Here is a 12,704-nt window from a genome sequence, read left to right as displayed (position 1 = left end):
TTTCCCTTTTTATAAGTAACAGAGAGACAACCAATCTTTGTAGTTACTTCAAATCGGTTCATATCAAAATAACTCCTTCTAAACAACAATTCACTTAACATTCTTAGGTTTTATTTTATCACGTTCAATAGATTTTCTCAAATGGACTTTCTTGCTAAAAAGCCTTCCAAATCTTGTTCATGCTGATACTTGATGGCTGCCTTCTTGTCTTTTTCAAAAATGGTCTTCGTTAGGTCGATATGGTTGATAGCTGCAATTGCCACTGTGTAATGAATGATATCTGCCAACTCCTTTGCCAATACCTCGTTTGAATCTTGGACACCTTCTTTTCTACCTGAACGTCCATTTAAAACCTCAGCGACTTCTCCAACTTCTTCCACTAGTTTGATAAAAAGTCCTTCTTCTGTTCTAGATTGTTGATAATGATCAAGTAAGTATTCCTCTAGTTGTCTAACTGTTAAATCTCTCATTCCTTCTCCTTGCAACAAAAAAACGGGACAATGTCCCGCCTTTTTATTTTTCGTCAATAACGATTCTTACTTTTTTATCTTCAGTTGGGACAGAGTAGACAATCGTTCTTATCGCAGAAATGGTGCGACCTTTCCGACCGATCACTCGACCAACATCGCTAGGATCAAGGTCAAGGTGGTACTCCAAGAATTCAGGAGTATCTTCGATCTTGATGGTTAAGGCATCCGGTTGTGAAATCAAAGGTTTCACAATTGCAATAATAAGATTTTCAATCGTATCCATACATCAACCTACTTTATGATTATTTTGAGAATTTAGAATCGTGGAATTTCTTCAAGACACCTTCTTTTGAAAGGATGTTGCGAACTGTATCTGAAGGTTGAGCTCCATCAGCCAACCATGCAAGAACGCGGTCTTCTTTCAAAGTAACTTGGTTTTCTTCAACAAGTGGATTGTAAGTTCCAACTGTTTCGATGAAACGACCATCACGTGGTGAACGTGAATCTGCTACGTTGATACGGTAGTAAGGTTTTTTCTTAGAACCCATACGAGTCAAACGAATTTTAACTGCCATTTTTATAAGTCTCTTTTCTATATTTTAATTTTCGGTGAAATAGACAAGCTATTTAGCACATGTTCTATTATAACACATTTTATAGACCTGTCAAGAAAAAAACTTGACACTATTAAAATTTTTTTAATCGATCTCAAAGTAATAAGATCCTTCATCTTTGGAATCCGATTCAATCACATAGTTCCCAGGAGGAAGACCGGATACATCCAAGTGCTTTCCTTCAAATTCTTTGGCGAGGGAAGTCACTGTAACGGTAAAGGAAAATCCCTTAATTTGGCGGTAGGTAGCATAATCCAAGGTTAGAATCCCTCGAAGATCCGTTTCTCCAGCTTTCTCGGCAGCTAGCAAGTCTCTTGCTAACTGATCTTCAAAATCGGGATTTTGTATTGGTAACTGGAGACGAATCTCGCTTACCTCGAGGCCCTGTTGATGGAATCGCTCTTTTATCTCTTGCTTTAATTGTTGAAATCCTTGAGATTCCGTAAAGGCTCTTTCGAAGAACGGAGCTACTAACCAACTGTTGTAATGTTGAGCCAGTTCTCCTGCCGTGTCATAGTTTTTCCCAGTTTCTTCTTTTGATAGATGAGTCGCATCGGGAAAGTCAAACTGAACCGTCTTTCCCTCAACTCTTTCTTGATAGGTATAAGCATATTTGGTCGACATCCCATGGAGTTTAGCTGCTTTAAAATGTAGGTCTCCTTTAAATCCTGCTTCCTGATAAAAGCCAGAAATTTGCTGTTGGATTTCTTTTTCTTCTTGATTAGTAAAATAAAAGAGAAAACAAATCAAGAGAGCGACCACCGTGAAGAATGCACGAACTAGGTAGCCGACCCATTTCTTAATATTGAATGGTATTTGTTTAAATATATTCATTTATCCATAATAACAAAAAACTAGCCCGAGAGCTAGTTTGTAATGGAATGAAATTTGAACAAAGCTTGTTCAGATTCTTAAAGAAACGCTTATATTTGATGTTCCTCCACATCACCGCTGCACTCTATCCATGGATATTCCCTGATCAGATAGGACCAAAAGTGATGCCACTCCTCTTTCTGATAGCTAATAGCGAGATAGTATTCCTTGTAGTCAAAATCCCTTAACACAAGAAAATACTTAGGAGGAAGAAGTGATTTGTTTCTACCAGAGTATCTACTATAACTATACTTTTGAAATTTCTGAAGTTGGATTTTCCAAATGTCCTCATCTATTCTCAGATAGTCGAAACAAGACCGGTAGGTTATCAAATAGCCCTTATATACAAGTAATTTCAACCTCGGTTCTCTGAATTCCGCTTCCTTCTCTATTTCCTGCAAAGAGATTGATTCGATCCATTCCTGCGAAAACTCTCTGCCTTTTCTGCTTGTTTTACAAATCAGACGAACAAATTCGAATACTTGCCGAATGAGAATGAAAGAAACCGTACAGCCAAGCATAATCCACGCTCGAAACCCTTTTCTTTCCTGGATAGTAGCTTGATCCCAATCCATCCCATTTAACAAGAATAACAGATAGAAAGCTGCACCAGCTAATAGGAGGATATAAGCTAGTCGAATAAGAAATTGAAAAAATAAACTCTTTCTAATCATTTATCCCCGTTTACACTCTCCTTCTTTTCAGGTCAATTCCTTTTTACCTCTAACTGAAAGCAACTGTTATCCGTACTAGGCTAATCTTTTCGCAAGAGCGCCAATAAGGCCTCATAAGAATCCACTTCATAAGTCGGCACTGCTGGACTGGTATTTTCTTTGTGATCCGGATTGTACCAGACGGTATCAATCCCCGCAGCATTGCCTCCAGCGATGTCCGCCGTCAAAGAATCCCCAATCATGAGAGCTTGTTCCTTAGCAAATCCTGGGATCAGGTTCCCAATCTTTTCGTAAAAGGCCACTTCCGGTTTTTGAGTTCCTAATTGTTCAGAGATGAAAATTTCTTTGAAATAAGGGGTGATGGCTGATTGCTTCAAACGTCCTTGCTGAATGGCAGTAACGCCGTTGGTAGCACCGTAGAGCTGGTAACCTCTTTCTACTAGCTTGGCTAACAAGTCTTCTGCTCCTGGGAAAGTCTGTCCCTGTTGACTAATGTAGTCCTGGTAGCGCAAGGCCATCTCTTCACCATCTACTTGTCTTCCAAAATGGGCAAAGGCGATGGCAAACCGGCTGATAATCAAGTCTTTCTTGCTAATCTTCTTTTGCTCCAAATCTTTCCAGAGCCCTTGGTTCATGGGTTTGTAGTAATCCTTAAAGGCTTGAATATCTTGAACCCCCTGATCTTGGAGAAATTGTGTTAAGGCCACTTCCTCCGCTGTATCAAAGTCCAACAAGGTGTGGTCTAGGTCAAAAAGTAAAAATGTATATGTCATTACAAACGATCCTTCAATTTTTCTACAAATAAATAGGCTGCTGGGCAAGTGAGGGTATTCTTGATAGTCAGATGGTTGATCTGGTAGATTTTCTTTCGGTCTGTATGAGGAAATTCTCGACAAGCCTTAGGACGCACATCGTAGATGGAACAGAGATTATCACCACCCAAGAAAGGGCAAGGCATGGATTTAAAAACCTTATCTCCATCTTCATCGACTTGAAGAAATTCCGCCTCAAAAGCGGGAAGCTTCATCTTGAAATACTTGGCGATGCGCGTGATATCTGCTTCCTTAAAATCGGGTCCTAGGGTCTTACAGCAGTTGGCACAGGCTGTACAATCAATTTCTTGAAAGACTTCATCGTGAATCTCTTGGGCTATTTTATCTAGATTTTTAGGAGGCTTCTTTTTCAGATTCGCCAATACCTTGCGGTGCTCCTTTTGTTTTTGAAGCGCTAACTGATGGTATTTTTCTAAGTCAATTTCTCGAGTCATCCTCTATTTCCTCTTCTAAACAATAGAAAGATTATACCACAAAGACTGTGAAAAAAGATAGATCCAGAGATCTATCTCACTTCATTAATCCGTCACGGCACCTGTTCCATCAAGGCTCCAAGTGTTTTCTACATAGGAGGTTAATCGAGCTAATGTTTTTTCATCTCCAAGACAGGCAATGTAATGCATCTTCCCATCTAATTGAAAAAACCAGCAAGTAACATGTCGACCCGACTTAAGAATCATGTTTAATTGGGTGGCTACATTTCCTCCAACTTTGCTAGTAGATCTCCACGATTTTACTACTTTATTTATTTCGTTCAAGTCATTCTCAAATCTTTGAGACATCACTTCATTAAAGTCTTCCTCCTCAGCGACACCCGCTCTTTCTCTAGTAGTAGCGTTCAAAATAATCGCATTATCCACGCTTTTATCTGAGTACTGGATATTATCTCCACCTTCTTCATTTGTATATTTTACCCAATCACTTGGAATATTGACATACCCAAAATCTGCTGATCCAATTCGTTTCGTTTCTGCGAGACTCTCACTATTATCTGATAGTTCTTCCTTTACCTTGCTACTTGACTTTGTTGCTTCTTTCACCACATTCTTGGAGCTAGACGCTGCCGATGATTTACTGGACTCTTTCTTTGGACTGGTACAAGCAGAAAGACTAATAACAGACAAAAACATAACTGACGCTAGTAGGAACTTATTTTTCATCTTTCTCTCCTCTATGATAGATTATATACACTAGTCTAACATCTTATACTCTATTTTAAAAGGACCATTTAAATTTCTGACCAAAAAAAAAAGAACTAATTCAAACTGATGAACTGTTTGAATTAGTCCCTGCTTTCTTAAGGATAAACAACCTGAGAAATTCTTTGCTAACCAGGTTGTAAGAAGTTAATTATTCCAAGAAATAGAACTTAATGACTGCGTCCAAATCTTATTCTATCATGTATTGAAAATTGGTGATAATGTTACCAACTTCCTCACGAATGCATTAGGCTTTTGGACCTTTCTCATCCAAACTCCAAGTTTCCTCAATGTAAGGAATGAATTGAGCCAAAGTCTCTTTATCCCCTTCAAAAGACATCAAGTATACCTTATCATCCTTTTGGAAGACCCAAGTTATGAGGTATTGTCCAGATTTAAGGATGATATTCAGCTGCAAAGCTTCATTACCTGAGACAGTGGTTTTAGCTCCCCACATTTTCTCTACTTCTTTATTGTCCTTCCAATAGTAAGCAATTCGGTTCGCAATCAACTCTGCGTTGAAGACTTCCCCTTCACCGACATTTGCTTTCTCTTTAGTATACCCGTTCATGGTAACGATATTGTAGGCACTTCCATCTGTAAATTGAATGCTGTCTCCACCATCTATATCTGTAAATTTAATCCACTTGCTTGGGATATCGATATAACCATAATCTGCAGAACCAACCCGTTTGGTTTCGACAGAACTCTTGGTATTATCCGATGATTTTGACTCCACCTTGCTAGAAGTCTTTTTACTAGAGGATTTTTTGCTCTTTTTTACCACCTCAGTGGAACTAGATTCAGATGACAATGGTTTTCTAGACTCATTTTTAGGTGTGCTACAAGCTACAAGGGCAACAGCTGATAAGACCGAGACGGTCGCTAGTAGGAACTTATTTTTCATCTTTCCTCTCCTTTGTGATGGGTTTTGATACCTCTAGTGTATCACGTTCAATGAAGTTTTGAAAGCGCTATTTGTCTAGTCCGATACAAAAACGCCCCTAGCGGGACGTTTGGTTTGTTCGAATATTTCAAAGAGAAGCTTACTCCTCATCCATTGACAGAACTGACAAGAAGGCTTCCTGTGGTACTTCTACAGATCCAATCGCTTTCATCCGTTTCTTACCAGCTTTTTGCTTTTCAAGAAGCTTGCGTTTCCGTGAGACGTCCCCACCATAACACTTGGCCAAGACATTCTTACGAAGAGCCTTGATATCTGTACGGGCCACGATTTTATGACCGATGGCTGCTTGGATAGGCACTTCAAACTGTTGACGAGGGATAATCTTTTTGAGCTTCTCAACGATCAATTTACCACGTTCGTAGGCAAAGTCCTTGTGAACGATAAAGCTGAGAGCATCGACAGTATCGCCATTGAGAAGGATATCCATTTTAACCAATTTAGATGGACGGTATTCAGACAACTCATAGTCAAAGCTTGCATAGCCACGCGTAGAAGATTTCAATTTATCAAAGAAATCAAAGACAATTTCCGCTAGTGGGATTTGATAGATGACATTAACCCGATTTTCATCGATGTAGTCCATGGTTACAAAGTCCCCACGTTTGCGTTGGGCCAATTCCATGACAGCTCCAACAAACTCTTGTGGCACCATGATTTGCGCTTTGACATAAGGTTCTTCGATTGAAGCAATCTTGGTTGGATCTGGGAACTCAGACGGGTTGGACACATCTAGCACTTCTCCGTCTGTCAAATTGACCTTATAGATTACAGACGGCGCTGTCATGATCAAGTCAATATTGAACTCGCGCTCCAAGCGTTCCTGGATAACGTCCATATGAAGGAGACCCAAGAAACCACAACGGAAACCAAAACCAAGGGCTTGAGATGTTTCCGGCTCAAATTGAAGACTAGCGTCATTCAATTGCAACTTCTCCAAAGCTTCGCGAAGATCATTGTATTTGTTAGATTCGATTGGGTAAAGACCGGCAAAGACCATTGGGTTCATTTGCTTGTAACCATGAAGGGGCTCACTTGCTGGATTGGTCGCTAGGGTCACCGTATCCCCGACACGAGTGTCCGCAACAGTCTTGATAGAGGCTGCAATATAACCAACATCTCCTGTCGCAAGGAAATCACGACCAACTGATTTAGGAGTAAAGATTCCTACCTCAGTCACATCAAAGGTCTTACCATTGCTCATCAACTGGATGGTGTCGCCAGGCTTCACAATACCATTGACCACCCGAACTTGAAGGATAACTCCACGATATGGGTCGTATACTGAGTCAAAGATCAAGGCTTGCAATGGAGCAGCAACATCCCCAGTAGGAGCTGGAACTTTCTCAACGATTTGTTCCAAAATCTCTTCAATCCCGATACCAGCCTTGGCTGAAGCTAGAACTGCTTCACTGGCATCCAAACCAATGACATCTTCTACTTCTGTGCGCACCCGTTCTGGATCGGCAGCTGGCAAATCGATTTTATTGATAACTGGCAGGATTTCCAAATCGTTATCCAAAGCCAGGTAAACATTGGCTAGGGTCTGAGCTTCAATCCCTTGAGCCGCATCCACTACGAGAATGGCTCCCTCACAGGCAGCCAGCGAACGAGAAACCTCATAAGTAAAGTCCACATGTCCCGGTGTGTCAATCAAGTGGAAGATGTAGGTTTCCCCATCTTTAGCCGTGTAATTCAACTCGATGGCATTCAGCTTAATGGTAATCCCACGTTCCCGTTCCAGATCCATGCTATCCAAAAGCTGGGCTTGCATTTCCCGACTAGAAACGGTCTCGGTTTTTTCTAAGATTCGGTCCGCCAAGGTTGACTTTCCGTGGTCAATATGGGCGATAATGGAGAAGTTCCGAATCTTCTCTTGACGTTTCTTTAATTCTTCTAAATTCATTTTTTCATCCTTATAAAACTATTCAGTATATTATAACAAAAAAGATAGGCCTTTGCCTATCTTAATCCATTATTTTCAAAAATCGCTTCTGTGTTTTATTTCCTTCATAGCCTATATGTTCATAAAAAACATGAGCTTCTTTACGATGAGAGGCAGAACTCAAACGAATAAAGGAATAGTTATGAGTTCGAGCAAGAGTTTCAACTCGCTCCATCAATTGCCGACCGATCCCACGTCCTTGGGCAGAAGGGAAAACAGCAAGTCCTAAAACATTTAAACCCGGATCGCTATATATACTCTCATAGGCTTCTGCTTCTACATAGCCTAAAATATTTCCAGTTTGGTCCTCTTCGTAAACAAAGCAAAAGTGACCCGAATCTGGCCTATTAAACTTATCAATCTGAGTCGCAACTTTCTCAACAGTCGAATCATACCCCAATGCCTGGTGGCACAAATCACGAATTTGACCTGCATCTTTAATTTGAACGGTCCGAATCATACTTCTACCTCCATGAAGTCTTTTCCTTTATTTTAGACCTTATACCTAAAAATATCAAGTTTTAAAATATATTAATAGAATATATTGTATTTCTATTTAATTCGAATTGAAATAATTAATGAACAATAAAGGATTTCTATTTACTTTTTCGATTTAATTCGCTATAATTAATTGTAATGTAAAAGGAGGTGAAGCTCTTGGCAAGAGGACGTGGAAAAGCAAGCCCACAAGATAAAGAGGCTTTGCGCATTATTTCAGAAAAAATAAGAGAACTATTAAAGGTTCAAAATAAGAAACAGGTCGATTTATCTCGTACAACTGGTATTCCAGCTAGTACTTTGACCGGCTATGTGAAAGGGACTTCTCTTCCAGTCAGTGAGAACTTAGAAAAGATTGCTAGCTTCTTTGAAATCCCCATCTCTGACCTAGATCCTCGTTATGGACAACCAGATAGCTTGGAGGATTCTAAGATTGAGTTTATCTATAAGCAACTGGATGAGGATTTTCAAGATTCACTCTTAGAGGAAGCCAATCGCTTATTGGTTTTGCAGGCTGAACGCAAGCGCATTGAGAAAAAATACACACCATATACGGTCTTCGACAGTTATGCTGCAAGTCAAAGTGCTTCTAAGGGAGATTTGGTTTGGTTTGATCAAAAACTGGCTTATGATCTAGCACTTTGGATTCATACAGACTCGCTGGAACCTAAATATCCAAAGGGATCTGTTGCCCTAATCAAGCAAACTTTCTACGATACTGCTGGTGCCATCTATGCTATTGAGTACGACGGGCAAACCTTGATCAAGCGTGTCTTCCGTGAAGCACAAGGGATTCGTCTCGTTTCCCTCAATAAAAAGTATAGTGATAAGATTATTACTTTAGAAGAAGAACCAAGAGTCATCGGAAAAGTCATTGCTAGCTTTCTACCAGCTAAGGAGGATGAGCTATGATTCGATTAGTTGCTATTGATTTAGATGGGACACTTTTATCACCAGACAAAACCATTAGTCCTGCTAATAAGCAGGCTCTTTTGGATGCTGAAGCTGCTGGTGTAAACGTCGTCATCTGTACAGGTCGCCCTCTCTCTGGTGTTCGTCCAATTTTTGAAGAAATCGGCTTCAAAAGTAATCACTCCTACTCTGTGATTAATAATGGTTGTACAACTGTCAAATCATCAGATTGGTCTGTTATCAGTTATGATGCCTTATCTGAAGAAGATTTGGTTTATCTCGATCAACTGACTCAGGAGATCCATCCTCAATTAAGTTTATTCGATTTAAATCGCTATATCATTTTGAATCGAAAACCTTCTGAAATAGCTAAAATGGATGCTAGCATCGTTTCTGCAGTCCCCGTGTCACTTGGCCTAGAAGAAATTCTTGAGGCACAACCGATTTTCCAAGGAATGTTTATCGATCAGAAAGAGCGGATTGATGTCTTTCAAGAAACCTATGAAGAAGTATTAGCCCAGCGCTTCCACACTATTCGCTCCCAACCGATCCTATTTGAGATCCTTCCTAAAGGGGTAAATAAAGCGACTGGCTTAAAGGCTCTGGCTGAATACTTAGGAATTCCAAGGCAAGAGGTCATGGCTATCGGCGATGAGAACAACGATATTGAAATGATTGACTACGCGGGTCTTGGAGTTGCTATGGGCAATGCTCCAGCTGCTATCAAAGCCTTGGCTGATGTCACTACCACTTCTAACGAAGAAGACGGTGTCGCTACTGCTATCAAACGCTATGTTTTACAAGCACAGAACTAGAAAAGGAAAAACAAATGAAATACCCAACACTATTAGAACGTTTTTTAACTTATGTCAAAGTCAACACTCGCTCTGATGAGACTTCTACAACAACTCCTAGTACACCTTCTCAAGTAGAGTTTGCAAAGAATGTACTGCTTCCTGAAATGGAACGAGTTGGACTTCAGAATGTCTACTACCTTCCAAATGGTTTTGCTATCGGAACGCTTCCAGCAAACGATCCAAGTCTCACCCGAAAGATTGGCTTTATCTCTCATATGGATACAGCTGACTTTAATGCTGAGAATATCAGCCCACAAATCATCGACAACTATGATGGTGGCGCTATTCCTCTTGGTGATTCTGGTTATTCTCTTGATCCAGCCGACTTTGCTAACCTCCATAACTACAAAGGTCAAACCTTGATCACTACTGACGGTACGACCCTTCTTGGTGCAGATGACAAATCAGGGATTGCCGAGATTATGACAGCCATCGAATACTTGAATGCTCATCCAGAAATCAAACACTGCGAAATCCGAGTTGGCTTTGGACCAGATGAAGAAATCGGAGTCGGAGCAGATAAGTTTGATGCAGAAGATTTCAATGTAGACTTCGCTTATACAGTGGACGGTGGTCCTCTTGGTGAATTGCAATACGAAACCTTCTCTGCTGCAGGAGCTGAAATCACCTTTAAAGGGCGCAATGTGCACCCAGGTACTGCTAAGAACCAAATGGTCAATGCTCTCCAGTTAGCCATTGACTTCCACAATCAACTCCCTGAAGAAGACCGCCCTGAAAAAACAGATGGCTACCAAGGCTTCTTCCATTTGATGAATATCGAGGGGACTGTTGAGGAAGCGCATGCTAGCTACATTATCCGTGACTTCGAAACAGAGAACTTTGAAGCCCGTAAAGCCATGATGGAAGACATCGCAAGCAAGATGAACCAAGAACTTGGTGCCGAACGTGTTCTCTTGACACTTAAAGACCAGTACTACAACATGAAACAGGTCATCGAGAAAGATATGACACCTGTAAATTTGGCTAAGGAAGTCATGGAAGATTTAGGCATTACTCCTATTATCGAACCAATCCGCGGTGGTACAGACGGTTCTAAGATTTCCTTCATGGGAATTCCAACTCCAAACCTTTTCGCTGGTGGCGAAAATATGCATGGTCGCTTTGAATACGTCAGCCTTCAAACCATGGAACGTGCAGTGGATACCATCATCGGAATTGTTAGCCATTCCTAATTCAGTGTTTTGTTTTTAAAATTTCTTCTGTTAAAATAACCAAAGAATTTCAGATAAAATATTTAATCTACTTGGAAACTTTCCTTAGGTGAGTACGGACGTCAGCGAACTTCCAAGAAGTTCCATGACTTAGTTTTGAACCTAAGGTTTCAAAACTCCCGAGTACCTGAAACAATTTTGTTTCAGGCACTTTTCTCACAGCGGAAAGTTTTAGAACTACTTAACTGAATCAAAAAATGAGTTCATGTTTTTAAAAAGTGAGCTGACTATTTTATTTAATAAACAGTTTGTTATTTTCCTAAAAAAGCTTCGGTTATCTTGACCGAAGCTCTTTTTCTATTCATCCAAACATACTACTTGACCAAACTGGCTGTTAATCTGGTCTTGGTAAGTCTCATAAATTGAGAGGGGGATTCGCAAGCAAGTATCTGCTACATGTCCTGCAAAAGGACGATGTGTCAGAAGGGCTACTTTTCTTCCCTTTTCATGCTCCTGCTTCAAGCAATCTATCAGTCTAAGAATCTGGCTCGAATCTTCTGGAGCGCCTTGATCAACCAATAAGCTCCATTGACTCCAATCTGGCACCTCATCTTCGCCACAGATCGAATTATAGTAAGAAACCTTTTCACCAACTTGACCGAATCCAGCTGTTAAATCCAAAGAACGTAATTTTAGCTCAGGACATAGTTGCTCCTTCTCTTGTCGCTCATACAAGTAAAGATTATATAAAAACTGGAGATAGAACGGATCCATTCGACTCAGGTCACTCACTTCTTCCCTTTCGAAGCCTCGATGAAAAGCTTCTAAGATAGATGAAAAGCGATATGGCATTCGTTTGGCGATCCGTTGGATGAGTTCATCGTCCGAAATCTCTTTTAGAATATGCTTAGGCCATTGATTCGAACCGAAATTTTCAACAGCTTGCTGATAGGCTTCTTCCAAACTACTACCAAAACCATGAATTGCACCAACTGAATGAATTTGTGTATTGAGAACTTTTGTCACCTTTTCCATTGGAAAGACGGGTAGTTTAAAGAAAATACGATCTAGAGTGGGTTCAAACAGGGCTGTAAGACCCTTCATCGTAGGATGAGGAAGGTCCAAAAGGTGGTCGCCTAATTTTAAGCATAAGGCCTGGTGGTAAATCGAATAACCTAAGGCCATGGACATGGTCGAGAAGGAATCCGAAGCAAAAGGATTGACCTCAAGAATATAGAATTGGTAACTCTTTGGATCTAGCGCAAACTTGATGGATGTCGCTCCAACCAGTCTCAAGTGCCGGACAATAGACAAAGCTGCCTCTCTCAAGGTCTGATGCTCGGTATCTGTCAACGTCAGACTTGGGATGACTTGATAAGAATCACTGGAATGGATCCCCACCGGGTCGATACTCTCAATGTTTCCCGCAAGATAATAATTATCCTGACGATCTCGGACGACGATGTATTCCAACTCCTTGAAACCAACCGTTGAGAGCTCCAACAAACACTGAGCCTGTGGCGATACTTCTAGTCCTTTTTCGACAGCATCACATAAATCATCCAAGTTATTAGCAATCCGACGACCTTGCCCATGCTTGCTGGCAAGTGGCCAAACAACAATAGGGAATTGGATCTGCTCTGAGAACTCAATAGCCTCTCGCACTGTCGAAACCAAGGATGAGGAAGGAACT

The 12,704-nt window shown here is 40.6% G+C and carries 15 protein-coding genes and 1 pseudogene; 3 read left to right on the top strand and 13 right to left on the bottom strand.

Annotated features, from left to right (window positions below; translation table 11 throughout):
- The 12 genes and pseudogenes from ACLOR3_RS03680 to ACLOR3_RS03625 form a co-directional block, all read right to left on the bottom strand.
- A pseudogene (locus ACLOR3_RS03680) lies at positions 1-101 on the bottom strand (alpha/beta hydrolase); the annotation flags it as partial.
- A 36-nt stretch (positions 102-137) separates the two neighbouring features.
- On the bottom strand, positions 138-470 hold the full coding sequence (locus tag ACLOR3_RS03675; protein ID WP_107849268.1) for a MazG nucleotide pyrophosphohydrolase domain-containing protein: 333 nt from the start codon (positions 468-470) through the stop codon (positions 138-140).
- Between the two features lie 43 nt (positions 471-513).
- The gene (gene kphA / locus ACLOR3_RS03670) at positions 514-753 is read right to left on the bottom strand and encodes an RNA-binding protein KphA (RefSeq protein WP_003001620.1); all 240 of its coding nucleotides are present in this window, start codon (positions 751-753) and stop codon (positions 514-516) included.
- A gap of 19 nt (positions 754-772) precedes the next feature.
- The gene (rpsP, locus tag ACLOR3_RS03665) at positions 773-1,045 is read right to left on the bottom strand and encodes a 30S ribosomal protein S16 (RefSeq protein WP_006596292.1); all 273 of its coding nucleotides are present in this window, start codon (positions 1,043-1,045) and stop codon (positions 773-775) included.
- Positions 1,046-1,168: 123 nt separating this feature from the next.
- Entirely contained in the window at positions 1,169-1,918 is a 750-nt protein-coding gene (locus ACLOR3_RS03660) for a hypothetical protein (protein ID WP_411400375.1), read from the bottom strand.
- 89 nt (positions 1,919-2,007) lie between these two features.
- Positions 2,008-2,631 (bottom strand): hypothetical protein, encoded by a 624-nt coding sequence (locus ACLOR3_RS03655; protein ID WP_048690666.1) that lies wholly within the window; start codon positions 2,629-2,631, stop codon positions 2,008-2,010.
- Between the two features lie 80 nt (positions 2,632-2,711).
- On the bottom strand, positions 2,712-3,404 hold the full coding sequence (gene pynA, locus ACLOR3_RS03650) for a pyrimidine 5'-nucleotidase PynA (protein ID WP_411400376.1): 693 nt from the start codon (positions 3,402-3,404) through the stop codon (positions 2,712-2,714).
- On the bottom strand, positions 3,404-3,898 hold the full coding sequence (locus tag ACLOR3_RS03645; protein ID WP_048716118.1) for a YkgJ family cysteine cluster protein: 495 nt from the start codon (positions 3,896-3,898) through the stop codon (positions 3,404-3,406). Before ACLOR3_RS03645 ends, pynA begins: the two co-directional genes overlap by 1 nt.
- A gap of 84 nt (positions 3,899-3,982) precedes the next feature.
- The gene (locus tag ACLOR3_RS03640; RefSeq protein ID WP_048716120.1) at positions 3,983-4,624 is read right to left on the bottom strand and encodes a hypothetical protein; all 642 of its coding nucleotides are present in this window, start codon (positions 4,622-4,624) and stop codon (positions 3,983-3,985) included.
- A gap of 286 nt (positions 4,625-4,910) precedes the next feature.
- Positions 4,911-5,570: a hypothetical protein gene (locus ACLOR3_RS03635; protein WP_411400377.1), complete on the bottom strand. Its 660-nt coding sequence runs from the start codon at positions 5,568-5,570 to the stop codon at positions 4,911-4,913.
- A 139-nt stretch (positions 5,571-5,709) separates the two neighbouring features.
- Positions 5,710-7,533 carry a translation elongation factor 4 gene (gene lepA, locus ACLOR3_RS03630; RefSeq protein WP_411400378.1) on the bottom strand — a complete coding sequence of 608 codons (1,824 nt, stop codon included), beginning with the start codon at positions 7,531-7,533 and terminating at the stop codon, positions 5,710-5,712.
- A 61-nt stretch (positions 7,534-7,594) separates the two neighbouring features.
- Positions 7,595-8,032, bottom strand: coding sequence for a GNAT family N-acetyltransferase (locus ACLOR3_RS03625; protein WP_411400379.1), 438 nt, complete (start codon positions 8,030-8,032; stop codon positions 7,595-7,597).
- A gap of 197 nt (positions 8,033-8,229) precedes the next feature.
- Between ACLOR3_RS03625 and ACLOR3_RS03620 the strand changes: the two genes are divergently transcribed.
- Genes ACLOR3_RS03620 through pepT form a run of 3 tightly spaced genes read left to right on the top strand, consistent with a single transcriptional unit; the run spans position 8,230 to position 11,032 of the window.
- Positions 8,230-8,982: a LexA family transcriptional regulator gene (locus tag ACLOR3_RS03620; protein WP_411400381.1), complete on the top strand. Its 753-nt coding sequence runs from the start codon at positions 8,230-8,232 to the stop codon at positions 8,980-8,982.
- Positions 8,979-9,797, top strand: a complete 819-nt coding sequence (locus ACLOR3_RS03615; RefSeq protein ID WP_411400382.1) for a Cof-type HAD-IIB family hydrolase — start codon at positions 8,979-8,981, stop codon at positions 9,795-9,797. Before ACLOR3_RS03620 ends, ACLOR3_RS03615 begins: the two co-directional genes overlap by 4 nt.
- Positions 9,798-9,811: 14 nt before the next feature.
- Positions 9,812-11,032 carry a peptidase T gene (gene pepT / locus ACLOR3_RS03610; RefSeq protein ID WP_411400383.1) on the top strand — a complete coding sequence of 407 codons (1,221 nt, stop codon included), beginning with the start codon at positions 9,812-9,814 and terminating at the stop codon, positions 11,030-11,032.
- 336 nt (positions 11,033-11,368) lie between these two features.
- Here the strand turns inward: pepT and ACLOR3_RS03605 are convergent.
- Positions 11,369-12,704: ATP-binding protein (locus ACLOR3_RS03605; protein WP_412037003.1), on the bottom strand; the 1,336-nt coding region annotated here is incomplete at its 5' end.

The organism is Streptococcus intestinihominis, assembly GCF_046824975.1.
Classification (GTDB): Bacteria; Bacillota; Bacilli; order Lactobacillales; family Streptococcaceae; genus Streptococcus.
The sequence above is the reverse complement of the archived record's forward strand: the minus strand, read 5'-3'. Positions and strand labels throughout refer to the sequence as shown.